This is a genomic window from Streptomyces roseus, from assembly GCF_001044425.1.
GTDB lineage: Bacteria > Actinomycetota > Actinomycetes > Streptomycetales > Streptomycetaceae > Streptomyces > Streptomyces roseus.
The window spans coordinates 28,394-53,426 of record NZ_LFML01000068.1 but is presented as its reverse complement, the minus strand read 5'-3'; the positions used below and the strand labels follow the sequence as shown (position 1 = coordinate 53,426).

The following is a 25,033-nucleotide window of genomic DNA, read 5'->3' as shown; positions in this document are numbered from 1 at the left end:
CCCCGTGCCCGCCGGGGGGCCCGCCGACGGACCCGCCGATGGTTCGCCCGGGGTCCCGCCGTCAGGACCAGGCGGCCACGAAGTAGCCGACCCCGTACGGGGCGTCCTCGTACAGCAGCCGCCCGTCGAGCCCCGCCCCCTCGGCGGCCCCGGCCAGCACCTGCCAGGGCGCCCGGCCGGCGGCCTTGAGCTCGTACGCGAGCTCGGTGTCGAGGGCGGCGAGCGCGGCCACGTCGGCGGCGCCCAGCGCGCGGCCCGCCGCGGCGTCGAAGGCGACGGCGCGGTCGTCGAGGTAACCGGGGGCCTTCAGCGTGCGGCAGGCGCTGCCGTCGCCCATGACGAGGAGCGCGACGCGCTCCTCGCGCGCGGCGAGCCCCCGGCCGGCCTCCAGGCACCGCGCGGCTTCGAGGGGCTCCCCCACCCCGAGGCCCTCGACGGGGGAGGCGCCCCAGCGGGCGTGCCGCAGCAGCCAGGCGCCGACGGCCAGGGACGGCGGCAGCAGGCGCGGCCCCTCCTCGCCGTCCCCGAGCTGTACGCCGGCCTCGACGCCGAAGCCGTGGAAGCTGCCGCGGGACCCCTGGGGATAGGGCCCGCGGTGGTCCTCGTCGGCGGCACCGACGACGACGAGCAGGTCGGGTCGCGAGGCGGCGAGCACCGCGAGCGCGTCCGAGCAGGCGGTACGGGCGTCCGCAAGCTCGGGGGCGGCGCCCGCGGCGACCTCGGGCACGAGCAGGGGCGGGGCGGGACACACGGCGGCGGCTACAAGCATGATCCGACCCTAGCCCCCGCACCCCGCGGGCGGGGTCCCTGCCGGCCCGTCAGGAAGACGCGGGCAGCGCGCAGCCCGCGGCCGCCTCGGGGAGCGGGGCCGGGACGCCCAGGGTGGGGATGCCCAGCATGACGCCCTGCGGCTGCGCCGGGGCCGCGTTGCGCTTCTCCCAGGCGTCGCCCGCGCGGGTGCGGCGCACGGACAGGGTCGGGCCCTCCGCCAGGAGGTGGTGCGGGGCGGCGTACGTGATGTCCACGGTCACCACGTCGCCGGGACGGACCTCGTCCGCCGGCTTCGTGAAGTGCACCAGGCGGTTGTCGGGCGCCCGCCCGGACAGCCGGTGCGTCGCACCGTCCTTGCGGCCCTCGCCCTCGGCGACCATGACCTCCAGCGTCCGGCCGACCTGCTTCTTGTTCTCCTCCCAGGAGATCTCCTCCTGGAGGGCGACCAGGCGCATGTACCGCTCCTGGACGACCTCCTTGGGGATCTGCCCCTCCATGTCGGCCGCCGGCGTGCCGGGGCGCTTGGAGTACTGGAAGGTGAAGGCGTTGGCGAAGCGGGCCTCGCGGACGGCGTGCATGGTCTGCTCGAAGTCCTCCTCCGTCTCGCCGGGGAAGCCCACGATGATGTCGGTGGAGATCGCGGCGTGCGGAATCGCGGCGCGGACCTTCTCGATGATGCCGAGGAAGCGCTCCTGGCGGTACGAGCGGCGCATCGCGCGCAGGATGGTGTCCGAACCGGACTGCATCGGCATGTGCAGCTGCGGCATCACGTTGGGCGTCTCGGCCATCGCCGCGATGACGTCGTCCGTGAAGTCCCGGGGGTGCGGGGAGGTGAAGCGGACCCGCTCCAGCCCCTCGATCTGACCGCAGGCGCGCAGCAGCTTGCTGAAGGCCTCGCGGTCGCCCAGGTCGGACCCGTACGCGTTCACGTTCTGGCCGAGCAGGGTGATCTCGGATACGCCCTCGGCGACCAGCGCCTCCACCTCGGCGAGGATGTCGCCGGGCCGGCGGTCCTCCTCCTTGCCGCGCAGGGCCGGGACGATGCAGAAGGTGCAGGTGTTGTTGCAGCCGACGGAGATGGAGACCCACGCGGCGTACGCGGACTCGCGCCGGGTCGGCAGCGTGGAGGGGAACGCCTCCAGCGACTCGGCGATCTCGACCTGCGCCTCTTCCCGGACGCGGGCGCGCTCCAGCAGGACCGGCAGCTTGCCGATGTTGTGCGTGCCGAAGACCACATCGACCCAGGGGGCCCGCTTGACGATCGTGTCCCGGTCCTTCTGGGCGAGGCAGCCGCCGACGGCGATCTGCATGCCGGGGCGCTTCGTCTTCATCGGGGCGAGCCGGCCGAGGTTGCCGTACAGCTTGTTGTCGGCGTTCTCCCGCACGGCGCAGGTGTTGAACACCACGACGTCGGCGTCACCGTCGGACCCCTCGGGCGCCCGCGTGTAGCCCGCGCCCTCCAGCAGACCGGACAGCCGCTCGGAGTCGTGCACGTTCATCTGGCACCCGTAGGTGCGCACCTCGTATGTTCCCTTGACGTCCACTGCCGTGCTCCGGTCGCTGCTGCTGGTCATACGACAAGGGTAGGCGGTGCCCGGAACCCCTCCGGCCCCCCTGGTCGCGGGCGGGCCGTGACACCGGCCCCCGCCCGGTGGCAGGATCGCGGCATGGCTCACGTACCGCCCCGCATCCGCAGGCGCACCGCCCTGTGGGGGCTGGTGGCCGTACTGGCGGTGCTCGGGCTGCTCGCCTGGTGGCTCAGGCCCTTCGGGGAGCCGGAGCTGAGGGGCGAGCTGACCTTCAGCACGGGGGTCCGCACCGGCGTCTACCACCGCTACGGCCAGTTGCTGGAGCAGGCCCTCGCCCAGGACATGCCCGGCGTGAAGGTGCGGCTGCAGCCCAGCGAGGGCTCGCAGGAGAACCTCCAGCGGGTGGCCACCGGGAAGGCCGATTTCACGATCGCCACCGCGGACGCCGTCTCCAAGTACCGGGCGGACGGGAAGCCGGGCGCGGAGCGGCTGCGCGGTGTGGCCCGCCTCTACGACGACTACGTCCAGCTCGTGGTCCCGGCCGGGTCGGGCGTGCAGTCGGCGCGGGACCTGAAGGGCAAGCGGGTCGCGATCGGCCAGCCGGGATCCGGGGTGCGGCTGATCTCGGAGCGGCTGCTGAGGGCCGCCAAGCTGGACCCCGCGCGGGACATCACCCCTGTGTCGATAGGCATCGACACCATGCCGGCGGAGCTGGAGGCCGGCCGGATCGACGCGTTCTTCTGGTCCGGCGGACTGCCGACGCAGGCGGTGCGCGATCTGGCGGACCGGTACGAGATCCGGCTCGTGCAGCTCGGCGACCTGGTGCCCTCGCTCCAGGCGAGCGGGACCCCGGCGCGGTACTACCGGGCGGCGGTGATGCCGCAGGACGCGTACGCGCGGGCCCGCAACACCTCGTCGGTGGCCACCCTGGCCGTGCCGAACCTGCTGGTCACCACCGAGGAGACGGACCCGGAGCTGACCGAGCGGTTCACGCGCACGGTGATCTTCAGCCGCGACAGCATCGGGCACGAGGTGCACGCCGCGCAGCTGGTGGACCTGCGCACGGCGATCTACACGGACCCGCTGGACCTGCACGAGGGCGCCCAGCGCTACTACCGCTCGGTCAAGCCCTGAGGGATGTCCCCGGTCAGGTGCCCGGCAGCAGCATCGCCGCGGCCGCGGCCGCCCCGATCAGCCCCGCGTGCGTCCCCAGGGCCGCCGGGACCACCCGCAGGCCGCGCACGAACGAGAGCGTGGCGTAGTCGGCCAAGTGGGCGCGGATCGGCGCGAACAGCGTGTCCCCCGACGTGGCGACGCCCCCGCCGATGACCGCGATGTCCGTCTCCACGAGCGTCGCGGTGGCCGCGATCGCCGCGGCGAGCGCCCGCCCCGCCCGGTCGAAGGCGGCCACGGCGACCGGCTCCCCGGCCTCGGCGGCCGCGGCCACGCCCGCCGCTGAAGCGTCCCCGTGCGGATCCGCCGGGGTCCAGCCCTGGGCCCGGGCCCAGCGGGCGATGGCGGTACCGGAGGCGATGGACTCCACGCAGCCGCGGCTCCCGCAGACGCACGGCTCACCGTCGAATGCCACGCTGATGTGCCCGATGTGGCCCGCGTTGCCCGTGGGACCCGGGTGGAGCCGGTCGTTCAGGATCAGTCCGCCGCCCACCCCGGTGGAGACCACCATGCACAGGGCGTTCGCATGGCCCCGGGCCGCGCCCAGCCAGTGCTCGGCGGCGGTCATCGCGACGCCGTCACCAGCGAGTACGGTCGGCAGGGCCGCTCCGTGCCGGGCCAGTTCGGCCTCGATGCGGGCCTGCACCGGGAAGCCCCGCCAGGCCCCGATGTTCACCGGGCTCACCGTGCCGCGCGAGGTGTCCACGGGGCCCGCGCTGCCGATGCCGCAGCGGACCGCCGCGGACCACAGCGGGGAGCCCGCGAGCTCGGCGACGACCTCGGCGACGGCGGCGAAGACCCCGTCGCCGTCCGCTCCGCGCGGCGTCGGCCGGCGGGTGGTGGCCGTCATCGTGCCGTCGGGGTGCACCAGCGCCCCGGCGATCTTCGTACCGCCGATGTCGACGGCCACGGTCAGGCCCGCCGCCGGATCGGGGGCGGCGGCGTGTGGTGCGGGCTGGGCGGAGGTGGGACTCGTCACGGAAGCGGCTCCAGGAAGGGGTCCGGATCAGTATGCGGCCGCCGGCGGGGCCGTACTCTCCCGGGGCTCCAGCCGCGGCCGCTCGCTCTCCCGGGCCCTCGGGGGGCTTCCGGCCAGCACGGCGAGCAGCTCCTCGGCGGCGAGCCGTCCGAACCCCGCGGTGTCGCGCACGAGGGCGGTGAGGCGGGGGTGGGGGACCCGGCACAGCGCCGAGTCGTCCCACGCGACCACGGAGATCCGGCCGGGGACCGCGATGCCCAGCTCGGCGGCTACGGCGAGGCCGGCGACCGCCATCACGTCGTTGTCGTAGACGAGCGCGGTGGGCGGTTCGGGCTCGGCGAGGACCCTGCGGGTGGCGGCCGCCCCCTCGGTGTCGGAGTAGTCGGTGACCACCGAGCGCACGTGCTCCGGGTCGAGCCCGCGCGCCTTCGCATCGGCGCGCAGCGAGGCGATGCGGCGGGCGGTGTGGGCGAGGTCCGGCAGCCCGGCGATGTGGGTGATCCGCCGGTGGCCCAGGCCGTGCAGGTGGTCCACGACCTGGGCCATGGCCCGGGCGTCGTCGGCCCATACCGAGGACGCCTCGCCGCCCGTGCCCTCGGCTGAGCCGGCGCCGCCTGAGGCCGTCCCCCCGATGATCACGGCCGGGAGCCCGAGCAGCGCGAGGAGCTCCGGCCGCGGGTCCTGCGTCCGCGCGTCCACGACGAGGACCCCGTCCACGCGCCGCTCGGCCCACCAGCGGCGGTACACGGCGCATTCGGCGTCGATGCCGTCCACGACCTGGAAGAGCAGCGCGACCCGGTCCGCGGCGAGCACCTCCTGGATGCCGGAGACCAACTGGAGGAAGAAGGACTCGACGCCGAGGGTCTGCGCGGGCCGGGCGAGGACGAGTCCGACCGCGCCGGAGCGCTCGCCGGACAGCGCCCGCGCGGCGCTGTTGGGCTGCCAGCCCAGCTCCTCGGCGACGCGGCGGATCCGGGCGCGGGTGTCCTGGGAGACGCCGGGCCGGTCGTTGAGCGCGAAGGAGACGGCGCTTTCGGACACTCCGGCCCGGCGGGCGATGTCCTTGATGGTGGGCCTGCGGGCCATGACGTGCCTGCTCTTCCCCCGGGCCATTTCCGTACGCATTCGGAATGCCGGAACTAAACCGCATTAGTTCGACCAGCTTGAGAGGCCGAAACCCTTCTGTCAACGGTACTGAAGCGCTTAAGTACAGCCGTCCCAGGCCCTGTTGACTTCACTCCCCGCACCCGGCAGGTTGTGCCCCACCCGGCGAATTCCCGAGAACTCCAGGACGCCTCATGCCCGGCGAACCCGCCCCTCGTCCGCTCCGTTTCGGCGCCAACTACACCCCCTCCCGCGGCTGGTTCCACCACTGGCTCGACTTCGACCTCGACGAGGTCAGGGCCGACCTCGACTCGATATCCGCGCTCGGACTGGACCACGTACGGGTCTTCCCGCTGTGGCCCGTGTTCCAGCCGAACCGGACGCTCATCCGGCCGCGCGCCGTCGAACAGCTCGTCGCGCTCGCCGACGCGGCCGCCGAGCGCGGGCTCGACGTCAACGTGGACGGCCTGCAAGGGCACTTGTCGAGCTTCGACTTCCTGCCCGCGTGGACGGGGACCTGGCACCGGCGGAACCTCTTCACCGATCCGGACGTCGTCGCCGCGCAGGAGGAGTACCTGCGCACGCTGGCCGCCGCCCTCGCCGACCGGCCCAACTTCCTCGGCATGACGGTCGGCAACGAGGTCAACCAGTTCTCCGACGGCCCCCATCCGGATCCCGACCGGATCACCGGGGAGCAGGCCGGCCGCTGGCTGGAGCGGATGCTCGCGGCGTGCGGGAAGGGCGCGCCGGGCCGGCTCCACGTGCACGCCGAGTACGACGCCGCCTGGTACCGGGACGGCCACCCCTTCACTCCGGACCAGGCGGCCCGGCTGGGCGGGGCCACGGCCGTGCACTCCTGGGTGTTCAACGGCACCGCCCAGCTCCACGGCCGCACCGGTACGGCCACCGAGCACCACGCCGCGTACCTGGTCGAACTGTCGAAGGCGTGGGCGCGCGAGGCGCACCGGCCGGTGTGGCTCCAGGAGGTGGGGGCGCCCGCGCCGTCGATCCCGCCGGAGCACGCCGCCGCCTTCGCGGAGGCGACCGTGGCGAACGCGCTGGACTGCCCGGACCTGTGGGGCGTGACCTGGTGGTGCTCGCACGACGTGTCCCGGGAGCTCGCGGACTTCCCCGAGCTGGAGTACGGGCTCGGCCTGCTCACCAACGACCGCCGGGTCAAGCCCGCCGGCGCGGCCGTCGCCCGGATCGCGGCGCGGTGGCGGGGCCGGGAACACCGCCCGGCCGTACGGTCCACCGCGCTGGCGGTGGACGTCGGCGGGGCGCGGGCTGCGCCGCGGCGCTCGGTGTGCGCGCCGGGCGGCGCCTTCTTCGAGGCCTGGGCCTCGCTCACGGCCCAGGGGGTGCGCCCCGCGGTGGTCCTGGCCGAGCTGGCCGAGGACCCCGCCCATCTGTCGGCGCGCGGCATCACGCAGGTGCTGCGCGTACCCGAGGTCATCCGAACGCACGCCCGCTGACCGCCCGTCACCGCCACGGCCACCGCCACCGTCCCCGAGGAGCCCGCATGTCCGAGTCCGACAACGGCGCCGACCCTCGCACCGCCTGCCCCTCACGCCGGCCGGCCTCGCCCCCGCCGTCCCGTCGCCGCGTCCTCGCCGCCGGGGCCGGAGCGGGCGCCGCGGCGCTGCTCGGCGGCGTCGGCTCCGCCACCGAGGCACAGGCCGCGCCCCCGCTGCGGCCCCCGGCGGCGGAGGCCGCCCCCGACCTGGCCCCGTACGCCTCGTACTGGTTCCCCGACTCCCTCCCCCCGGGCGTCCCCGGCCCCGGCATCACCTGGCGCTCCCTCAGCCGGTGGACCCCCGAGTCCGATCCGGACCTCGCGTACAACACCGCGTCCGTGCCGCTCGCGCCCCGCTTCACGCCGGTGCCCCCGAACGCGGGGGCCCGGGCCGGCCAGGCCCGGATCTCCTCCCTGGTCTCCTTCGGGCCCACCGCCCGCAACCCCTCCCAGGGCTCCGCCACCGCCGACCACTACGCCCTCACGCACTGGGCGTACCTCGACGAGCTGGTGTTCTGGGGCGGCTCCTCGGGCGAGGGCATCGTGCTGGCCCCGAACGCGCCCGTCGTCGACGCCGCCCACCGCCACGGCGTCCCGGTGCTCGGCAACGTCTTCCTGCCGCCCGTCGTGTACGGCGGCGACCTCCAGTGGACCCGGGACCTCGTCCGGCAGGACTCCCAAGGCCGGTTCCCGATCGCCGAGAAGCTCGTACTGGTGGCGCGGACCCACGGGTTCGACGGCTGGTTCGTGAACGCCGAGACCGACGGCGGGGACAGCGCGCTCGCCGCGCGGATGCGGGCCTTCCTGCGCGCCCTGCGAGCGGCCGGCGCACCGTACGGGCTGCGGACCACCTGGTACGACGCCATGAACAGCACGGGCCGGGTCGGCTGGCAGGGCGCCCTCAACGCGCTCAACCAGGAGTTCTTCGAGGACCGTGCGGGCCGGGTCGCGGACACGATGTTCGTCGACTTCCGCTGGACCCCGCAGACCCTGGCCGCCTCCGGCGCGCTCGCCGACCGGCTGGGCCGCTCCCGTCACGAGCTGTGGGCGGCCCTGGACGTGGAGTCCGAGGGCTGGGACTCCGGCGTCCGCTGGGACGCGATCATCCCGCGCGAGCGCGCCCACGTCGTCAGCTTCGGCTTCTACCGGCCCGAGTGGACCCTGGGCCACCTCACCGACCGCTCCCCCGGCGCCTTCCACCGCGCCGACGAGCGGTTCTGGACCGGCGAGTCCCTCGACCCCGCACACCCGGCCCCCGAGGGCACCTGGCGGGCGCCCGCCACCGCCGTCGCGGACCGGTCCACCGTCACCGCGCTGCCCTTCGCCTGCGCCTTCAACACCGGGCACGGGGAGCGCTGGTACGAGGACGGCAGGGTCACCGGCGACACCCCGTGGAACCACCTCGGGCTCCAGGACCGGCTGCCGGGCCGCCGCTGGGCCGTCGAGACCACCGGAGCGCGGCCCTCCGTCACGCTGGACTTCGCGCGGGCCTGGCGCGGCGGATCCAGCCTCCTCGTGTCCGGCTCCCTGACCGCCCCCGCCGCCGTCGGACTGCACTGCACCCGGCTGCCGCTGACCGCGTCCGCGGTGCTGGAACTGGTGCACGCGACCGAGTCGGGGACGGTCACCGTCGAGGTGGGCGTGGCCACGCGCGAGCCGGCCGCCCCGGGCGAGCCGGTCCCGTACACCTGGATGAAGGCCCCTGCAAAGGCCTCCGCCGCCGGCGTCTGGCGCACCTCCCGGATCGCCTTGGCGGCCCTGGGCGGCAGGACCGCGTACGGGATCGCCGTACGGATCACGGCACGCGGGGGCGGGGCCGTGTCCTGGCGGCTCGGCGCCGTGTCGGTACGCGAGGACACCGCGCGGCGGCGCCCGGCGGCTCCGGGCGCCCTGACCGTCGACGCCTCGGCCCAGCAGGACGGCACGGCCGCCGTACGGCTGTCCTGGCGGCGGGCGGCCGGACCGGTCCGCCACTACGAACTGCACCGGCTGCTCCCGGACGGCACCCGCCGCTTCCTCGGCGGCACCTGCGGAACGGCCCTGTACCTCCCGGCCGTCACACGGGCCGGGCGGGAGCCCGCGGTCCGCTTCGAGGTCCGGTCCGTGGACGAGCTGTACGTGGCCTCCGTCCCGGCCGCCACCGCGCTCCCCTGGACCTGACGGCCCGAGGGCCGCTGTCGGGGCTCCCGGCCCTCAGGCCGAGTGCGGATCGCTGCGCGGGACGGCCACCGTCACCCGCAGCCCGTGCGGCGGGTTCTTCTCGTAGGCGAGGGACCCGCCGCCCGCGGCGAGCAGCGCCCGGGAGATCGACAGGCCGAGCCCGGAGCCCTTGACGTTCTGGTGGCGGCCGCTGCGCCAGAACCGGTCGCCGACGCGGAGCAGCTCCTCGTCGGTGAGACCGGGCCCGCGGTCGGCGACGACGACGTGCACGAAGGACCCGGCCGCGGCGACCGACACCTCGACCTCCTCGCCCTCCGGGGTGAACTTGAGGGCGTTGTCGATGACGGCGTCGAGCGCGCTGGAGAGCGCGATCGGATCGGCCCAGCCCGTGACGGCGGTCCGGCCCGTCTCGGTGAGCCGTACGCCCTTCTCCTCGGCGTACGAGCGCCAGGAGGCGACGCGCTCCGCGGTCAGCGCGCCGATGTCGGTGAGGCTGAGCTCGGCGGAGGTGTGCTCGGCCAGCGCCAGGTCCAGCAGGTCGTCCAGGACCTGGGTCAGGCGCTTTCCCTCGGCCCGCACGGAGGCGATCTCCTCGTTGCCCTCGGGCAGTTCCAGGGCGAGCAGCTCGATCCGCAGGAGCAGTGCCGCGAGCGGGTTGCGCAGCTGGTGGGAGGCGTCGGCGACGAACGCCCGCTGCTGCTCCAGGACCTCTTCCACGTTGTCGGCCATCTCGTTGAACGAATGCGCCAGGCGTTGGAGTTCCGGGGGCCCGCCGGCCGCCGCGACCCGGGAGTTCATCCGCCCGGTGGCGATGCCGTGGGCGGCCGCGTCGAGGGTCCGCACCGGCTTGAGCACCCAGCGGGTGAGCACGAGGGCGGCGCCGAAGGCCACGAGCATCGCCGCGGCGAGCCCGGCGACGATGATCAGCCAGCCTTCCAGGATGCGGGCCCGCATCTGGTCGGTGGGCGACTCGGTGACGACGACCGCGACCACGTCGCCGTCGAGGACGACCGGGGAGGCGACGAGCAGCTTGCCGCGCGTCTGCCAGGGCCACACCTGGGCCGGGTCGTGGCTGCGGCGCCCGGCGAGGGCCTCGGAGAAGGCGCGGCGGCCCTCGCCCGCCTCCGGGAGCTCCCACCAGCCGGGGGCGCGGGCCATGGCGTTGTCGTCGCGCAGGAAGATGCCGACGCGGATGCCGTACAGCTGCTGGTAGCGGGCGAGTTCCAGCTGGAGCGTCTCCAGGCGCTCGGTGGCGCCGGCGGAGCCGGAACCCTCGGCGTCGATGACGAACTGGGCGAGGGCGGCGAATCGGGCGCTGTCGTCGATCCGGTCGACCACCACGCGCTGCTGCTGCCCCGCGGCCAGGCTCACGGCGAGCGGGAACCCGAGGGCGAGGAGCACGCCCGCCATCAGGACGACGAGCAGGGGGAGCAGACGGGCGCGCACGAGGACACTCCCCTAGGGCGCGGCCGGGGTGACGAGCCGGTAGCCCACCCCGCGGACGGTCTCGATGAGGGCGGGCATGCGCAGCTTGGAGCGCAGCGAGGCCACGTGGACCTCCAGGGTCCGGCCGGTCCCCTCCCAGCTGGTGCGCCACACCTCACTGATGATCTGCTCGCGCCGGAAGACGACCCCGGGGCGCTGGGCGAGCAGCGCGAGCAGGTCGAACTCCTTGCGGGTGAGGGGCACGTCGACTCCGTCCACGCTGACGCGGCGGGTCGGCAGTTCGATGCTGACCGGGCCGATGCGGACCACGTCGGGGGAGCCCGTCCCGGTCGCGGCGGCCTCTTCGGAGGCGCCGGTGCGCCGGGCGACGGCGTGGATGCGTGCGAGGAGTTCACCGGTGTCGTACGGCTTGGTGACGTAGTCGTCCGCGCCCATGTTGAGGCCGTGGATGCGCGAGCGGACGTCGGCGCGCGCCGTCACCATGATCACGGGCGTCGAGGTGCGCTTGCGGATCTTGCCGCACACCTCGTACCCGTCCTGGTCGGGCAGGCCGAGGTCCAGGAGGACGACGCCGAAGGGGGGAGCTCCGGCCGGCAGCAGGGCCTGCAGGGCCTCCTCGCCGCTGCGGGCGTGGGTCACCTGGAAGCCGTGCCGGGCGAGGATCGCGGACAGGGCGGCGGCGACGTGGTCGTCGTCCTCGACGAGCAGCAGTCTCATGGCGTCCCCCTTTCCTGTTTCCTGTTTTCCTGATCAGGGCCCGCGGTGGGGCCACCCTGCATCCACGCCGATGAAGAGGCCCACGTCAAGGGGGTTCCGCTCCGGCGAGTCTTCCGTTATGCACCCGGTACGGGCGATCCGCACCCGAGAGCCCGGTGCGCACGGAGCGTATCGGAGCGAGGCCGTTTCGTTATGCTCAATTCTCCCTCAGATGTGGTGACGGTGTGCGCGCCACGTCACTACTGTCCTCCCAACCGAGGAGGACGGAGCAAGAAGCCGATGAGCGGAGTATCAGTGACCAAGGACGCGCAGGATGCGGCCCCGGCCGCGGACGACCTGGTCGTACTGAGCAACGTCAACAAGCACTTCGGCGCGCTGCACGTGCTTCAGGACATCGATCTGAGCATTGCCCGCGGTGAGGTCGTGGTCGTCATCGGTCCTTCGGGATCGGGCAAGTCCACGCTGTGCCGGACCATCAACCGCCTGGAGACGATCGACTCGGGCACCATCACGGTCGACGGCAAGGAACTGCCGTCGGAGGGGCGGGAACTGGCCCGGCTGCGCGCCGATGTGGGCATGGTCTTCCAGTCCTTCAACCTGTTCGCGCACAAGACGGTGCTGCAGAACGTGATGCTCGGTCAGCTCAAGGTCCGCAAGACGGACTCGGCCGCCGCGCTGGAGAAGGCCAAGTCCCTGCTGGACCGGGTGGGTGTCGGCTCGCAGGCCGACAAGTACCCGGCGCAGCTGTCCGGCGGTCAGCAGCAGCGCGTGGCGATCGCCCGCGCGCTGGCGATGGACCCGAAGGTGATGCTGTTCGACGAGCCGACCTCGGCGCTCGACCCGGAGATGATCAACGAGGTGCTGGAGGTCATGCAGCAGCTCGCCCGGGAGGGCATGACGATGGTGGTCGTCACGCACGAGATGGGCTTCGCCCGGTCCGCGGCCAATCGCGTCGTCTTCATGGCCGATGGCAAGATCGTCGAAGAGGCCGCACCCGAGCAGTTCTTCAGCAATCCGCGCAGTGACCGTGCGAAGGACTTCCTTTCGAAGATCCTGCACCACTGACGGTCTTGCTCTGGTAGTGATCCCGTGGCAGCGCGACTGACCTGTCGCCGCTCGTCGCCCAACAACGTCTCATCCGAGGGAAGTTCATCATGAAGGTTTTCAAGGCCGGTGCGGCCGCAGCCGTTGCCGCGGTCCTCGCCCTGACGGCGACCGCCTGCGGCGGCAGCAGCGACAAGGCGAGCAGTGACGGCGGCGCGTCCGCCGGCGCCAAGAAGGACAAGATCGTCATCGGCATCAAGTTCGACCAGCCGGGTCTCGGCCTCAAGACCCCGGACGGCAAGTACAGCGGCTTCGACGTGGACGTGGCGACCTACGTCGCCAAGGAGCTCGGCTACCAGCCCGACCAGATCGAGTTCAAGCAGGCCGTCAGCGCCGAGCGCGAGAACCTGATCGCCAACGGTGACGTGAAGCTGGTCGTCGCGACCTACACGATCAACGACAAGCGCAAGGCGAAGGTCGACTTCGCCGGCCCGTACTTCCTGGCCCACCAGGACCTGCTGGTCCGCGCCGACGACACCTCGATCACCAAGGCCGAGGACCTCAACAAGAAGAAGCTCTGCTCGGTGGCCGGTTCCACCTCGGCGCAGAACGTCAAGACCAAGCTGGCGCCCGAGGCGGACCTCAAGGAGAACCCCGGCTACTCCGAGTGCCTGACGGGCCTGGAGAACAAGGCCGTCGACGCCCTGACCACGGACAACTCGATCCTCGCCGGCTACGCCGCGCAGGAGAAGAACAAGGGCAAGTTCAAGCTCGCCGGTCTGAACCTGAGCAACGAGCCCTACGGCATCGGCCTGAAGAAGGGCGACAAGGACCTGCAGACCAAGGTCAACGCCGCGCTCAAGAAGATGGTCGACGACGGCTCCTGGCAGAAGGCCGTGGACGCGAACCTCGGCCCCGCCGGCTACAAGGCCGAGCCGGCCCCGCAGATCACCGAAGGCAGCTGATTCTCCGGTGAGGGTGCCGCTGCCCGCCTGCTGCGGGCGGCGGCACACCTCACCGGCCATCTCTGGGGAGAGCGCAGGGCAACGTGTTCGACTTTCTTGATTCCGGGCAGTACGACGTGCTCGGAGCCTTCTGGGTGACGGTTCAGCTCACCCTCTACTCGGCGGTCGGATCCCTCATATGGGGCCTGATGCTCGCCGGAATGCGAGTCAGCCCGGTTCCGCTGATGCGGGCCTTCGGCACCTCGTACGTCAATATCGTGCGCAACACGCCGCTGACGCTGCTCGTCCTCGGCTGCTCACTCGGGCTGGACCAGACCCTGGGCATCTCGCTGGCCGGCGGGACCTCCAAGGAGATCGGCTTCCGCCTCGCGATCCTCGGACTGATCGCCTACACCGGAACGTTCGTCTGCGAGGCGCTGCGCTCGGGCATCAACACCGTCCCCGTGGGACAGGCCGAGGCCGCTCGCGCCCTCGGGCTGAGCTTCTTCCAGGTGCTCACCCTGATCGTGCTCCCCCAGGCCTTCCGGGCGGTCATCGCACCTCTCGCGAACGTGCTGATCGCCCTCACCAAGAACACCACGGTGGCTGCGACCATCGGCGTGGCCGAGGCTGCCCTGCTGATGAAGGAAATGCTGGAGAACGAGTCCGACGCGCTCTTCGCGGTCTTCGCGGGCTTCGCCTTCGGCTTCGTCCTGCTGACCCTGCCTACCGGCCTGCTGCTGGGCTGGGTGGCCAAGCGAGTGGCGGTGAAGCGATGAGCTCCGTTCTGTACGACACCCCCGGCCCCAAGGCCAAGGCCCGCAACTGGATATACACGGGCGTCTTCCTCGCGCTCGTCGCTCTGGTGCTGTGGTGGGCCCTGTCGCTCATGGCCGAGAAGAACCAGCTCGACGCCGACAAGTGGAGCCCGTTCCTCACTGACAGCCAGATCTGGACGACGTTCTTGCTGCCCGGCCTCGGCGAGACACTCAAGGCCGGCCTGATCGCCATGGTGATCGCGCTGCCACTGGGCGCGCTCCTCGGTATCGCCCGGCTCTCCGACCACGCGTGGGTACGCGTTCCGGTCGGCACGGTCGTCGAGTTCTTCCGCGCCATCCCGGTCCTGATGCTGATGGTCTTCAGCTCGGCCCTGTACGTCATGCTCGGCACCGTCAGCTCCGATCTGCGGCCGCTGTACGCGGTGGTGACCGGTCTGGTCCTGTACAACGCCTCGGTCATCGCCGAGATCGTCCGCGCGGGCATCCATTCGCTGCCCCGCGGCCAGACCGACGCGGCCAAGGCGATCGGCATGCGCAAGGGCCAGACCATGACCCACGTCCTGCTCCCGCAGGCCGTCACGGCGATGCTGCCCGCGCTGGTGAGCCAGCTCGTGGTGATCCTCAAGGACACCGCGCTCGGAGGCGCCATCCTGGGCTTCGCCGATCTGATGTCGATGAACCGGCAGATCTCCGCCAATTACAGCAACACCATCGCGACGATGGTCGTGATCGCCCTCATCTACATCGCGGTGAACTTCGCGCTCACCACCTTCGCCTCCCGGCTCGAACGGCGCCTGCGGAAGTCGGACAAGGGCTCCGGCGCGGTCGTCGCCGGGGACGTGGCCGAGGTCGACGCGGGCGGCGCCGCCGGCGTGGGCCAGGCTCCCTGACGGGTCTCCCCGGTTCGGGTGGCTGACGCCCGGTCAGTACACTTGTGTGACACCTGTGGTGCGGCGGAACTCATCCGCCGCACCACACGGCGTTGGCGGGGCCGGGTGTCACTTGACGCAGGCACCTCCAGTGGGTTGCATACGTTCTGTGATCACATACCGGACATCGGGAGCCGCATCATGGACCCGGTGATCGTCGTCGGCGCGGGACCCGTCGGACTGTCGCTGGCCCTGGCCCTGGCCGGCTCGGGCGTGCCCAGCGTCGTGCTCGACGAGGGGCCGGGCAAGGACCTGCCCCGGCCCGCCCGTACGGTCGTCCTGCACGAGGACACCTCGGCCATGGTCCACCGGCTCGGCTGTACGACCCTGCGCGACGAGGGGGCGCTGTACGCCGCCTGGCGCACCCTGCGCCGCCGCGGCCGGGCCGACGACGCCCCGCGCACCACCTTCGAGGACCGCCAGGCCCCCCTGCACCTGCCGCAGCACGCCCTCGCGCGCGGGCTGCGCGACTCCGCGGGCACGCATCCGCTGATCCAGCTGGTCACCGACAGCAAACTGGACTCCCTCGAACAGGACGACGGCGGGATCACCGCCCACACCCGGGGCGCCGAGACCACCTGGTGGCGCGGGAGTTACCTGGTCGGCTGCGACGGGGCCCGCTCCACCGTGCGCAAGCTGCTCGGCATCCGCTTCCCGGGCCGCACCGCCGTGGAACGCCACGCCGTCGCCGCGCTGCGCACCGAACTCCCCTGGCCCGGCGAGGCCCTGCTGCACCGCGACCCCCCGCGGGAGACCACCGCCCGGCCGCTGCCCGACGGGGTGTGGCGGCTGGACTGGCTGCTCCCGGCCTGCGGGGAGCTGGTCACGCCCGACGCGCTCGTCACCCTGATCCGGGACACGCTGGCCGCGTGGTGCGGGGGCACGACACCTCCGTACGAACTCCTCGACACCGGGGTGCACACCCTGCACCACCGGCTGGCCCGGCGCTGGCGCGAGCGGCGCGCCTTCCTCGCCGGGGACGCCGCCCACCTGCTGGGCGCGCTCGGCACGCAGGGGGTCGACGAGGGGCTGCGGGACGCCGAGAACCTCGCCTGGAAGTTGTCCCTTGCCTGGCACCAGGGCGGTTCCGAGGCCCTCCTCGACAGCTACGAGGACGAGCGCCGCACGGCGGTCGCGGCCCGGCTGCGCGCCGCCGACCAGGCGATGCCCGTACTGCGCGGGGGCGGCGGGCTGCGGACGTACCTGCCCGGTGCCACCCGCTCCGGTGAACTGCTGCTGACCGACGGCCACTTGGGCCGGGGACCGCTGGGTGCGGCGCCGACGTACGCCCCGCCGGTCGCCGTACGCGAGGTGCCCACCGACACGGAGCCGGGCGGCCAGGTCGCCAACGTTCCCGTCACCGCGCCCGACGGATCGACGGTGCCGCTGCGCGACCTGCTGGGGCGGGGCCGGCCGCTGGTGGTCCTGGTCGCCCCGGGCACCGGGGTCTGGGACCGGCGGCACTGGCTGGGCGCCGGGCTGATGCCGCGGCTCGCGGCGGCGGTGAGCGCGCTGCCGGTCCGCACCGAACTGCTGGTCGCGGACGGCTACCCGGGGGCGCCCGCGCACACGGTCCTGCTGATCAGGCCGGACGGACATCTGGCGGCGACCTTCGCGGGCGTACGGCCGGCCGAGCTGTACGAGGCGGCGGACGCGCTTCGCTGCGGGGCGCCCGAAAGCGCTCGCGCGGAGCTCGATCCGCCGTCCACGACGCCTACGACCCCGACACATCCGGCCGTGATCGATTGACCGGTCTCCGGTGCACGTGCTTCACTCGCGGACATGACCGGCAATGACGTACGCCTGTGGCGGAGGGTCCATATGGACCTGCTCCGCTACGCGGGCTGCGTATGTCGTCCTTCCTGCTGATTCGCCTTCCCTCGCGCGCTCCGCGCGCACTTTCGCGAACCCCCAGGACGGTCACGCCCCCATGTCTGCGCCCCTTGCCCCCAGTGCATCCGCCGCGCCCCTCGCACCTCCGCACGCCCCCGTACGCGCCGCCGCGCCCTCGGTGACGGCGGCGGAACTCCTCGCCTTCGCCCTGCGCACCGCCGCCGATCCGGCGGTCGTCGACTCCCTCCCCCTCGACCCCGAGGGCCGCACCTGGATCCGCCTCGACGGACCGGGCGGCAGCGAGGCCTGGGTGATCGGCTGGCCGCCGGGCACCGGCACCGGCTGGCACGACCACGCCGAGTCGCAGGGCGCGTTCGCCACCGCCCGGGGCCGGCTGACGGAGCACTCGCTGGCGGTCCGGCTCCCCTCGGAAGGCTGGCGGAGCCTGGAACTCGCCCCGGACCTCGACCGCAGCCGCAGCCTGGGACCGGGGACGGGCCGGGCGTTCGGCGAGCACCACGTCCACGAGGTGCTCAACGACTCCCCGACGGAGCACGCGGTCTCGGTGCACGCGTACTACCCGCCGCTGCCCCTGATCCGCCGCTTCAGCCGCACCGGTCAGGTGCTCACGCTGGAGCAGGTCGAGCGTCCGGCGGACTGGCAGTGAGCGCCCCGGTCGGCATCGACGCCCTGCTGGAGCGGGTCCGGTCGACGTACACGCGGATCGGCCCGGCGCAGGCGTACGAAGCGTTCCTGGCCGGGGACGCACTGCTGGTGGACATCCGCTACCAGGCGCTGCGCGAGCGGGACGGCCTGATCCCGGGGGCGCTGGTGGTGGAGCGCAACGAACTGGAGTGGCGCCTGGACCCGCAGGGCTCCCACCGCGCCGCCGAAGCCACCTCGCACGACCTGCGGGTGGTGGTGATCTGCAACGAGGGTTACGCCTCCTCCCTGGCGGCGGCCTCCCTCCACGCCCTGGGCCTGCACCGCGCCACGGACCTGACGGGCGGCTTCCAGTCCTGGAAGTCCGCCGGGCTCCCCGTCGCCCCCGCCTCGTAGCCATCCGGGCCCGGGGCACCCGCTTCGGCGGGGGTGCCCCGGGCCACGGGCGGCGGTGGGCCGCTATCGCGAGGTGGCCACCTCGACCGGCGGCACGCGCAGCGCGACCCGACCCGGCAGGGCGGTCGCAGCGAGCGCCAGCAGCCCCGCCACGCCCACCACCCCCACGTACACCACCGGCAGCAACGCCGGCGCGGCCGCCCCGGTCATCCCCACGCTGAACGCGGTCAGCACGGCCAGCGCGATCCCCGACCCGAGCGCCGTCCCGATCAGCACCACGGCCACCGCCTCCATCCGCAGCATCCGCAGCACCTGCCGCCGCTTCGCCCCCGCCAGCCTCAGCATCGCGAACTCCCTCAGCCGCTCCGACGTCGACATGGCGAGGGTGTTGACCACCGCGATCGCGGTGAACGCCAGGACCAGTCCCATCGCCAGCAGATTGATCTCGGCGCCCGCCGGCTGCCCCTCCGCCCGCACCGCGTCCGCGTCCCGTGCCGACACCACCCCGACCCCCGGGAACCCGGCGACCGCCGCGGCCAGCTGCTCCCGCCCCGTACCCGGCTCCGCCGCCACCAGCACACTGTCCGCGAGGGGGTTGTCCACGTGTGCGGCGACGAGATCGTGCGCGAGCGTCAGGTCGCCGAAGCCCAGCCCCCGCGCGTACACGGCCGAGACGGTCACGGTGACGGGCGTCCCGTCCCCCAGCGCGAGCTCCAGCGGGCTTCCCGGCTTCAGCCCCAGCTGATCGGCGGCCAGTTCGCTCACCGCCACGCTCTTCTCGCCGAAACCGTCCAGGCTCCCGGCCGTCACGCCGGGGTTCCAGGTCCGCGTCAGCCCGGTCGGGGTGACCCCCTGCGCGCCGTACTTCGTCAGCCCCACCCGTACGGAGGTGTGCACGATCTCGGTGGCCGCCGTGACCCCGGGGGTCCGTCGGATCCGCTCCGCGGCGCCGCCGGTGACCCCCGGGCCCTGCGCGGCCAGCATCCAGCCGGCCCGGACCCCGTCGCGGGCCTGGGTTCGGGCGGCGTCGCCGAGCGTCGGCGTGATGAACAGAACGGTGCAGGTCATACCGATCAACAGCGCGATCGGGGTGACGGCGGACGCCATGCGGGTGGCGTTGCCGCGCAGGTTCGCGGTGGCCAGGTACCCGCCCGGGCCGGCCGGCCCCAGCGGCCCGGCGAGCACCGCGGCCGCGCCCCGGACCAGCAGCGGGCCGAGCAGCGAGACCGCGGCGGCGAGGACGACGACCGCGAGGAAGGTCACGGGGGTCGACGCGGGCTCGGTGCGCAGCGCGCTGAGTACGGCGACCAGCACCGCCCCGCCGGCCAGCAGCAGCACCCCGACCGCGACCCGGATCCACGCGGGGCGCCCCCGCTCCACGGCGGCTTCCGCGAGCGCCTCGGCCGGGCGGATCCGGGCGATCCGCCGCCCGGTGATCCGGGCCGCGGCCCAGGCTCCGAGCAGGCTCGCTCCCACGGCGGCGAACATCGGGAAGACACCGGCGGTGCGCTCCAGGTTGGCGGGGACGACACCGCTCGCGACGAACCGGCCGTGGAGCCAGGCGGCGAGCGGGAGTCCGGCGAGGGCCCCCGCGACACCGGCGGCCAGCCCCACGAGCAGGGCCTCGCGGCCGATCATGCGGCGCAGCTGCTTCGGCGTGGCGGCGATGGCCCGCAGCAGGGCGAGCTCGCGGTAGCGCTGCTGGACGGAGAGGGCGAAGGTGCCGACGACCACGAGGATCGCGACGAGGAGCGAGGTGCCGCCCATGGCCCCGCCCATGGAGACGAGCTTGATGCGCGCGCCGGCCGCGTCGAGGAACTCCACGGGCCCGCGGGCGTCGCCCACGGCGACCTGCGCGCCGCTGCCCCCGCCGTCGGCCTGGCCGCTGCCCGCGCCCTGGAGCGCCTGCCGGAGCCGCCCGGCCAGTTCACCCGGGTCAATCCCGGGAGCCGGCAGGACCCCGATGGCGGTGACCTGTCCGTCGCGGGCGGCCAGCCGCCGCGCCTCGGAGTCGGCGAAGAACAGCGCGCTCTGCCGGGCGAGGTCGCCGCGGGCGCTCTGCGCGATCCCGCTCACCGTGTACGTCCTGGGCTCGCCGGTGGCCTGCACGGTCAGGGGGACGCCGGTCCTCAGCCCCGCGCGGGCGGCCAGTTCGCGGTCGACGACGACCTCGCCGCCGTTCTGGGGCGCGCGGCCCTCGGCGAGCGTGAAGGGGATGAGCGCGGCGGAGGCCCAGGCGTGCCCGTACGAGGGCTTCGCGGCGGCCGGGGTCTTGACGAGCGGGACGGCCTGGAAGCTGAGCTCCGGCACCACCCGCTCGACGCCCGGCACGGACCGGACGGTGTCCACGGTGGCGGCGGGCAGCCAGGCCCGTTCGGTCACGGGCTTGGCCTTGTGCTTCGTCTTGGTCTTGCCCTTCTTCTCCGTGACCGTGGTCCGGTGGACGTTCTGGTCGGCGGAGACGACGACCGGCGTGGCCGCGTAGCGCTCGGTGGCGATCTTTCCGCGGAGTCCGGTTTCCAGGAGCGTGCCGCAGGCGGTGACGAGGGTGGCCGCACACAGCAGTGCGACGAAGGCGCCGAGGAAGCCGGCCTTGCGGTCCCTGACGGTCTGGAGGGCGTAACGCAGCATCATGCGGCCAACTCTGCCGCCGGGCCCACTGGTTGGCAGTGAAGGACCCCGGCGTCTCGGCCCGGGGGCTATCCCCACCCCCCGGGCCCTGCCGGCGGCCCCGCGGCCCGGGGCCGGCCTCAGAACCCGCCTGCCTCAGAACCCGCGTGCCTCAGAACCCCGCATACCCCGGGCCGTCTTCGTCCTCGTCCACGCCTTCCTGCTCCAGCGCGCGCCGGACCACCCGCAGGGCCATGCCCTCGGGGTACCCCTTGCGGGCGAGCATCCCGGCGAGGCGCCGGAGCCGCTTGTCCCGCTCCAGGCCCCGGGTGGTGCGGAGCTTGCGCTCCACGAGCTCCCGGGCGGTCTGCTCCTCCTGGTCGGGGTCCAGCTGTTCCAGGGCCTCCTGGACGAGGGTGGCGTGCACCCCCTTGGTACGGAGCTCCTGCGCGAGCGCCCGGCGGGCGAGGCCGCGGCCGCGGTGCCGGGACTCGACCCAGGCCCCGGCGAACGCGGCGTCGTCGATCAGGCCGACCTCTTCGTACCGGGAGAGGACCTCCTGCGACACCTCCTCGGGGATGCCCCGCTTCTCCAGGGCGTCCGCGAGCTGCCGCCGGGTGCGCGGCATCCCGGTGAGCAGGCGCAGGCAGATCGCCCGTGCCTGCTCCTCGGGACTCTGGGGCGGCAGTTCCTGGCGGTCTTCCCGCCCACCGCCACGACGGCCTTCGGGGTCCTCTTCACGAAGCCCCTCCCGGCCGCCGTCACGCCGGCGTGCGCGACCGCCCCCGCGACGGCCCTCCCGGCCGCCGCTCCCGCCGCCCCCTTCCTGCTCCCGCACGGGTCAGCTCTTGGCGACGGCGGCCTTGGCCGTCGTCTTGGCCTTCGACGCGGGGGCGGGCACGGCCGCTGCCTCGGCGGCAGGCGCACCGGCCGCCGTCTCGGCGGCGGCGTCCTTGCGCACGCCCACGCCCAGCTTCTCCTTGATCTTCCGCTCGATCTCGTTGGCGAGATCGGGGTTGTCCTTCAGGAAGTTGCGGGCGTTCTCCTTGCCCTGGCCGAGCTGGTCGCCCTCGTACGTGTACCAGGCGCCGGCCTTGCGCACGAAGCCGTGCTCCACGCCCATGTCGATCAGGCCGCCCTCACGGCTGATGCCCTGGCCGTAGAGGATGTCGAACTCGGCCTGCTTGAACGGCGGCGCGACCTTGTTCTTGACGACCTTGACGCGGGTCCGGTTGCCGACCGCGTCGGTGCCGTCCTTCAGGGTCTCGATACGGCGGATGTCGAGGCGCACGGAGGCGTAGAACTTCAGCGCGCGGCCACCGGTGGTGGTCTCCGGCGAGCCGAACATCACACCGATCTTCTCGCGGAGCTGGTTGATGAAGATCGCTGTGGTCTTGGACTGGTTGAGCGCACCGGTGATCTTCCGGAGGGCCTGGCTCATCAGCCGGGCCTGGAGACCGACGTGCGAGTCGCCCATCTCGCCCTCGATCTCCGCGCGCGGCACGAGCGCGGCGACGGAGTCGATGACGATCAGGTCGAGGGCGCCGGAGCGGACCAACATGTCCACGATCTCCAGCGCCTGCTCACCGGTGTCCGGCTGCGACAGGATGAGGTTGTCGGTGTCGACGCCGAGGGCCTTCGCGTACTCGGGGTCGAGCGCGTGCTCGGCGTCCACGAAGGCGACGGTGCCGCCGGCCTTCTGTGCGTTGGCCACGGCGTGCAGGGTCAGGGTCGTCTTGCCGGAGGACTCCGGGCCGTACACCTCGATGACGCGGCCGCGGGGCAGCCCGCCGACGCCGAGCGCGATGTCCAGCGCGGTCGACCCGGTCGGGATGACCTCGATGGGGTCGTTCGGCTTGTCGCCGAGGCGCATGACCGCACCCTTGCCGAATTGCCGTTCAATCTGTGCGAGCGCGGCGTCGAGAGCCTTCTCGCGGTCGGTGCCTGCCATGGGTTCCACCCGGTTTGCTTGAGTCGATCGCTTCACGCCATTGACGCTAACGCCTGCCACTGACAATGCGCTTCCACACCCGTTTCGGCTGTGGATAACTCATCAGAATGGATGTTCGATTTCCCTGTCAAGCGGGCTCGCCGGGCACCCAACTGACAACCAACGGTTGACACCTCTGGGGTGTCAACCTAGGGTTGCACCTATGACGAACCCTTCCGTGGAACCCGTCCGCATGACCAACCCGGTACGCCTCGACGACCTCATCGAGGCCATCAAGAAGGTCCACACCGACACCCTGGAGCAGCTCAGCGGCGCCGTCGTCGCCGCCGAGTCGCTGGGCGACGTCGCGGACCACCTCATCGGCCACTTCGTGGACCAGGCCCGCCGCTCCGGCGCCTCCTGGACCGACATCGGCCGCAGCATGGGCGTCACCCGCCAGGCCGCCCAGAAGCGCTTCGTCCCCAAGGCCGGCAAGGAGGGCGAGGGCGGCATGGACCCCAACCAGGGCTTCGGCCGCTTCACACCGCGCGCCCGCAACGTCGTCGTCACCGCCCAGAACGAGACCCGCGCCGCCGGCAACTCCGAGATCCGCACCGAGCACCTCGTCCTCGGCCTGCTCGCCGAGCCGGAAGGCCTCGCCTGCCTCGCCCTGCGCGCCCAGCAGGTCTCCGCGCAGGACGTGCGCGCCGCTGCGCGGGCCGCCCTGCCCCCGGCCGCCGACGCGGAGCTCCCTGCCCTCATCCCCTTCGACGCGTCCGCCAAGAAGGCCCTGGAGCTCACCTTCCGCGAGGCCCTGCGCCTGGGCCACAACTACGTCGGCACCGAGCACATCCTCCTCGCCCTCCTCGAACTGGAGAACGGCGAAGGCCTGCTCAGCGGCCTCGGCGTCGACAAGGCCACCGCCGAGGCGACCGTCAACGAGGCCCTGGCAGCCTTCCTCGACCAGGCCGAGGCCGGGAAGGAGTAGCGGAGCCGTCGGCAGCCCGCTCGGTCAGCTCGTACCGCTTCACGTACGCGCCGAGGAAGGCCTGGAGCGTGGCGACGGCCGGGATCGCGATGAGCGCCCCGACCGCGCCCAGCAGGGCGGTGCCCGCGATGACGGACCCGAAGGCCACCGCCGGGTGGATGTCGACCGTCTTCGAGGTCAGCTTCGGCTGCAGGACGTAGTTCTCGAACTGCTGGTAGATCACCACGAAACCGAGGACGTACAGCGCGTACCAGGGCGAGTCCGGGAAGGCGATCAGCATCGGCAGCGCGCCCGCCAGGTAGGTGCCGATGGTGGGGATGAACTGGGAGACCAGCCCCACCCACACCGCCAGCGCGGGCGCGTACGGCACGTCGAGGATCGCGAAGACCACGTAGTGGGCGATGCCGGAGACCAGGGCCATCAGCCCCCGCGAGTACAGGTAGCCGCCCGTCTTGGCGACGGCGATCTCCCAGGCGCGCAGCACCTCCGACTGCTTCGCGGGGGGCAGTACGGAGCACAGCGCGCGCCGCAGCCGCGGCCCGTCCGCGGCGAAGTAGAACGAGAAGAGCCCGACCGTCAGCAGCCGGAAGAGCCCGCCGAGCACGGTGGCGGACACGTCGAGCACGCCGGTCGCGCTGTTCTGCACGTACTTCTGGAGCCAGTCGGAGTGCAGCAGGCTGTCCTGGATCTCCAGCCGGGACAGCTTGGTGTGGAAGGTGGTGTTGATCGCGGCGATCACCGAGTCGAGGTAGCGCGGGAAGCCCCCCGCCATCTCGACGATCTGCCCGGCGAGCATCGAGCCGAGCAGGACGACGAAGCCGGCGGCGGCGGCGAACACGCCCAGGAACACCAGGAAGGTGGCGAGCCCGCGCCGCATGCCGCGGGCCGCCATCCGGGACACCGCGGGCTCGACGGCGAGCGCGAGGAAGAACGCGATCAGGATGTTGACGAGCAGCCCGGTCAGCTGGTGGAAGGCCCAGCTGCCGAGCTGGAAGCAGGCGATGAGGGCGAGTACGAGGACGACGGCGCGCGGCAGCCAGCGCGGCATCCGGGCCCCGGCTCCTCCCGGCGGCGCGGTGGCGCCGCCGGGAGGAGCCGCCGATCCCGCGGGCCCGGGTTCCTCGCCCGCGCCGGCGGTGCCGTTGCTCGTCCCGGACGTCCGGGACGCGTCCGTCGTGTCGGTCGTGTCGGTCGGGTGGGACGTGTCGGTCGTCGTCACGGTCGTCTCATCGGTGGCTGCCACGCCGCCCAGTCTGTCCCACCCGCCCCGCGTACGGGCAAACGGACGCCCCCGTCAGCGCAGCGAGGCGGGCACTTCCATCGCCGCGCACACGGCGCGCCACACGTCCTTGGCCTCCCAGCCCGCGTCCAGCGCCTGGTGGACGGTGCGTCCGCCGAGCTCCGTCATGACGTGGTCCCGCGCGAAGGAGTCCGCGTAGCCCGCGCCGAAGTGCTCGGCCATCCGCTCCCAGAAAATCGTCAACCGCATGCCCCCAGTATCCCGCCCCGGGAGAGTGCACCG

At 73.1% G+C, this 25,033-nt stretch carries 23 protein-coding genes; 12 read left to right on the top strand and 11 right to left on the bottom strand.

Features of this window, described 5'->3' with window-relative positions; all coding sequences use genetic code 11:
- Positions 1-61 precede the first annotated feature (61 nt).
- Both ACS04_RS17405 and miaB read right to left on the bottom strand, forming a co-directional pair.
- On the bottom strand, positions 62-769 hold the full coding sequence (locus tag ACS04_RS17405) for a class III extradiol dioxygenase subunit B-like domain-containing protein (protein WP_048477547.1): 708 nt from the start codon (positions 767-769) through the stop codon (positions 62-64).
- 49 nt (positions 770-818) lie between these two features.
- Positions 819-2,345, bottom strand: a complete 1,527-nt coding sequence (gene miaB / locus ACS04_RS17400) for a tRNA (N6-isopentenyl adenosine(37)-C2)-methylthiotransferase MiaB (protein ID WP_048477546.1) — start codon at positions 2,343-2,345, stop codon at positions 819-821.
- Positions 2,346-2,438: 93 nt separating this feature from the next.
- Between miaB and ACS04_RS17395 the strand changes: the two genes are divergently transcribed.
- Positions 2,439-3,434, top strand: coding sequence for a TAXI family TRAP transporter solute-binding subunit (locus ACS04_RS17395; RefSeq protein WP_048477545.1), 996 nt, complete (start codon positions 2,439-2,441; stop codon positions 3,432-3,434).
- 13 nt (positions 3,435-3,447) lie between these two features.
- Here the strand turns inward: ACS04_RS17395 and ACS04_RS17390 are convergent, their stop codons facing one another.
- Entirely contained in the window at positions 3,448-4,389 is a 942-nt protein-coding gene (locus ACS04_RS17390; protein ID WP_048477718.1) for an ROK family protein, read from the bottom strand.
- Positions 4,390-4,479: 90 nt separating this feature from the next.
- The gene (locus ACS04_RS17385; RefSeq protein ID WP_107438629.1) at positions 4,480-5,538 is read right to left on the bottom strand and encodes a LacI family DNA-binding transcriptional regulator; all 1,059 of its coding nucleotides are present in this window, start codon (positions 5,536-5,538) and stop codon (positions 4,480-4,482) included.
- Between the two features lie 212 nt (positions 5,539-5,750).
- Between ACS04_RS17385 and ACS04_RS17380 the strand changes: the two genes are divergently transcribed.
- The gene (locus ACS04_RS17380; protein WP_048477543.1) at positions 5,751-7,031 is read left to right on the top strand and encodes a glycoside hydrolase 5 family protein; all 1,281 of its coding nucleotides are present in this window, start codon (positions 5,751-5,753) and stop codon (positions 7,029-7,031) included.
- A 47-nt stretch (positions 7,032-7,078) separates the two neighbouring features.
- Entirely contained in the window at positions 7,079-9,232 is a 2,154-nt protein-coding gene (locus tag ACS04_RS17375) for an endo-beta-N-acetylglucosaminidase (RefSeq protein WP_048477542.1), read from the top strand.
- 33 nt (positions 9,233-9,265) lie between these two features.
- Here the strand turns inward: ACS04_RS17375 and ACS04_RS17370 are convergent, their stop codons facing one another.
- Both ACS04_RS17370 and ACS04_RS17365 read right to left on the bottom strand, forming a co-directional pair.
- The gene (locus ACS04_RS17370; protein ID WP_048477541.1) at positions 9,266-10,678 is read right to left on the bottom strand and encodes a sensor histidine kinase; all 1,413 of its coding nucleotides are present in this window, start codon (positions 10,676-10,678) and stop codon (positions 9,266-9,268) included.
- Between the two features lie 12 nt (positions 10,679-10,690).
- Positions 10,691-11,395: a response regulator transcription factor gene (locus ACS04_RS17365; protein ID WP_048477540.1), complete on the bottom strand. Its 705-nt coding sequence runs from the start codon at positions 11,393-11,395 to the stop codon at positions 10,691-10,693.
- Between the two features lie 279 nt (positions 11,396-11,674).
- Between ACS04_RS17365 and ACS04_RS17360 the strand changes: the two genes are divergently transcribed.
- From ACS04_RS17360 to ACS04_RS17330, 8 genes are all read left to right on the top strand, one after another.
- Positions 11,675-12,460 carry an amino acid ABC transporter ATP-binding protein gene (locus ACS04_RS17360; protein ID WP_030859665.1) on the top strand — a complete coding sequence of 262 codons (786 nt, stop codon included), beginning with the start codon at positions 11,675-11,677 and terminating at the stop codon, positions 12,458-12,460.
- An 89-nt stretch (positions 12,461-12,549) separates the two neighbouring features.
- Positions 12,550-13,404, top strand: a complete 855-nt coding sequence (locus ACS04_RS17355; protein ID WP_048477539.1) for a glutamate ABC transporter substrate-binding protein — start codon at positions 12,550-12,552, stop codon at positions 13,402-13,404.
- Positions 13,405-13,487: 83 nt separating this feature from the next.
- A complete protein-coding gene (locus tag ACS04_RS17350; protein WP_048477538.1) occupies positions 13,488-14,162 on the top strand; it encodes an amino acid ABC transporter permease in 675 nt (224 codons plus the stop codon).
- Complete coding sequence (locus tag ACS04_RS17345; protein WP_048477537.1) at positions 14,159-15,052, top strand: amino acid ABC transporter permease; 894 nt, start codon at positions 14,159-14,161, stop codon at positions 15,050-15,052. The genes ACS04_RS17350 and ACS04_RS17345 overlap by 4 nt, the downstream gene beginning before the upstream one ends.
- Positions 15,053-15,232: 180 nt before the next feature.
- On the top strand, positions 15,233-16,840 hold the full coding sequence (locus ACS04_RS17340; RefSeq protein WP_048477536.1) for an FAD-dependent monooxygenase: 1,608 nt from the start codon (positions 15,233-15,235) through the stop codon (positions 16,838-16,840).
- A 33-nt stretch (positions 16,841-16,873) separates the two neighbouring features.
- On the top strand, positions 16,874-16,960 hold the full coding sequence (locus tag ACS04_RS40430; RefSeq protein ID WP_311318651.1) for a putative leader peptide: 87 nt from the start codon (positions 16,874-16,876) through the stop codon (positions 16,958-16,960).
- A gap of 61 nt (positions 16,961-17,021) precedes the next feature.
- Positions 17,022-17,591 (top strand): cupin domain-containing protein, encoded by a 570-nt coding sequence (locus ACS04_RS17335; RefSeq protein WP_048477535.1) that lies wholly within the window; start codon positions 17,022-17,024, stop codon positions 17,589-17,591.
- The gene (locus ACS04_RS17330; protein WP_078864887.1) at positions 17,582-17,983 is read left to right on the top strand and encodes a rhodanese-like domain-containing protein; all 402 of its coding nucleotides are present in this window, start codon (positions 17,582-17,584) and stop codon (positions 17,981-17,983) included. Before ACS04_RS17335 ends, ACS04_RS17330 begins: the two co-directional genes overlap by 10 nt.
- Before the next feature lie 63 nt (positions 17,984-18,046).
- Here ACS04_RS17330 and ACS04_RS17325 read toward each other — a convergent pair whose 3' ends face one another.
- From ACS04_RS17325 to recA, 3 genes are all read right to left on the bottom strand, one after another.
- Positions 18,047-20,617, bottom strand: a complete 2,571-nt coding sequence (locus tag ACS04_RS17325) for an FtsX-like permease family protein (protein WP_048477533.1) — start codon at positions 20,615-20,617, stop codon at positions 18,047-18,049.
- A gap of 148 nt (positions 20,618-20,765) precedes the next feature.
- Positions 20,766-21,431: a recombination regulator RecX gene (gene recX / locus ACS04_RS17320; protein ID WP_078864885.1), complete on the bottom strand. Its 666-nt coding sequence runs from the start codon at positions 21,429-21,431 to the stop codon at positions 20,766-20,768.
- 3 nt (positions 21,432-21,434) lie between these two features.
- Positions 21,435-22,544, bottom strand: a complete 1,110-nt coding sequence (recA, locus tag ACS04_RS17315; protein ID WP_048477531.1) for a recombinase RecA — start codon at positions 22,542-22,544, stop codon at positions 21,435-21,437.
- 202 nt (positions 22,545-22,746) lie between these two features.
- Here recA and ACS04_RS17310 point away from each other — a divergent pair, with 202 nt between their 5' ends.
- Positions 22,747-23,511: a Clp protease N-terminal domain-containing protein gene (locus ACS04_RS17310; protein WP_078864881.1), complete on the top strand. Its 765-nt coding sequence runs from the start codon at positions 22,747-22,749 to the stop codon at positions 23,509-23,511.
- Here ACS04_RS17310 and ACS04_RS17305 read toward each other — a convergent pair.
- Together ACS04_RS17305 and ACS04_RS17300 are read right to left on the bottom strand one after the other, a co-directional pair.
- Positions 23,459-24,559 (bottom strand): AI-2E family transporter, encoded by a 1,101-nt coding sequence (locus ACS04_RS17305; RefSeq protein WP_107438635.1) that lies wholly within the window; start codon positions 24,557-24,559, stop codon positions 23,459-23,461. The two genes, ACS04_RS17310 and ACS04_RS17305, sit on opposite strands and share 53 nt — an antisense overlap.
- 246 nt (positions 24,560-24,805) lie before the next feature.
- The gene (locus ACS04_RS17300; protein WP_048477528.1) at positions 24,806-25,000 is read right to left on the bottom strand and encodes a DUF3046 domain-containing protein; all 195 of its coding nucleotides are present in this window, start codon (positions 24,998-25,000) and stop codon (positions 24,806-24,808) included.
- Positions 25,001-25,033: the final 33 nt, after the last annotated feature.

Excerpts from the sequence above, each read along its gene's own strand:
- ACS04_RS17345 (WP_048477537.1), top strand. The coding sequence starts at position 14,159 with ATGAGCTCCGTTCTGTACGACACCCCCGGCCCCAAGGCCAAGGCCCGC.
- ACS04_RS17310 (WP_078864881.1), top strand. The coding sequence starts at position 22,747 with ATGACGAACCCTTCCGTGGAACCCGTCCGCATGACCAACCCGGTACGC.
- ACS04_RS17375 (WP_048477542.1), top strand. The coding sequence starts at position 7,079 with ATGTCCGAGTCCGACAACGGCGCCGACCCTCGCACCGCCTGCCCCTCA.
- ACS04_RS17380 (WP_048477543.1), top strand. The coding sequence starts at position 5,751 with ATGCCCGGCGAACCCGCCCCTCGTCCGCTCCGTTTCGGCGCCAACTAC.
- ACS04_RS17305 (WP_107438635.1), bottom strand. The coding sequence starts at position 24,559 with ATGCCGCGCTGGCTGCCGCGCGCCGTCGTCCTCGTACTCGCCCTCATC.
- ACS04_RS17360 (WP_030859665.1), top strand. The coding sequence starts at position 11,675 with ATGAGCGGAGTATCAGTGACCAAGGACGCGCAGGATGCGGCCCCGGCC.
- recA (WP_048477531.1), bottom strand. The coding sequence starts at position 22,544 with ATGGCAGGCACCGACCGCGAGAAGGCTCTCGACGCCGCGCTCGCACAG.
- ACS04_RS17355 (WP_048477539.1), top strand. The coding sequence starts at position 12,550 with ATGAAGGTTTTCAAGGCCGGTGCGGCCGCAGCCGTTGCCGCGGTCCTC.
- ACS04_RS17405 (WP_048477547.1), bottom strand. The coding sequence starts at position 769 with ATGCTTGTAGCCGCCGCCGTGTGTCCCGCCCCGCCCCTGCTCGTGCCC.
- ACS04_RS17395 (WP_048477545.1), top strand. The coding sequence starts at position 2,439 with ATGGCTCACGTACCGCCCCGCATCCGCAGGCGCACCGCCCTGTGGGGG.
- ACS04_RS17340 (WP_048477536.1), top strand. The coding sequence starts at position 15,233 with ATGGACCCGGTGATCGTCGTCGGCGCGGGACCCGTCGGACTGTCGCTG.
- ACS04_RS17365 (WP_048477540.1), bottom strand. The coding sequence starts at position 11,395 with ATGAGACTGCTGCTCGTCGAGGACGACGACCACGTCGCCGCCGCCCTG.
- ACS04_RS17385 (WP_107438629.1), bottom strand. The coding sequence starts at position 5,538 with ATGGCCCGCAGGCCCACCATCAAGGACATCGCCCGCCGGGCCGGAGTG.
- ACS04_RS40430 (WP_311318651.1), top strand. The coding sequence starts at position 16,874 with ATGACCGGCAATGACGTACGCCTGTGGCGGAGGGTCCATATGGACCTG.
- ACS04_RS17335 (WP_048477535.1), top strand. The coding sequence starts at position 17,022 with ATGTCTGCGCCCCTTGCCCCCAGTGCATCCGCCGCGCCCCTCGCACCT.
- ACS04_RS17300 (WP_048477528.1), bottom strand. The coding sequence starts at position 25,000 with ATGCGGTTGACGATTTTCTGGGAGCGGATGGCCGAGCACTTCGGCGCG.
- miaB (WP_048477546.1), bottom strand. The coding sequence starts at position 2,345 with ATGACCAGCAGCAGCGACCGGAGCACGGCAGTGGACGTCAAGGGAACA.
- ACS04_RS17325 (WP_048477533.1), bottom strand. The coding sequence starts at position 20,617 with ATGATGCTGCGTTACGCCCTCCAGACCGTCAGGGACCGCAAGGCCGGC.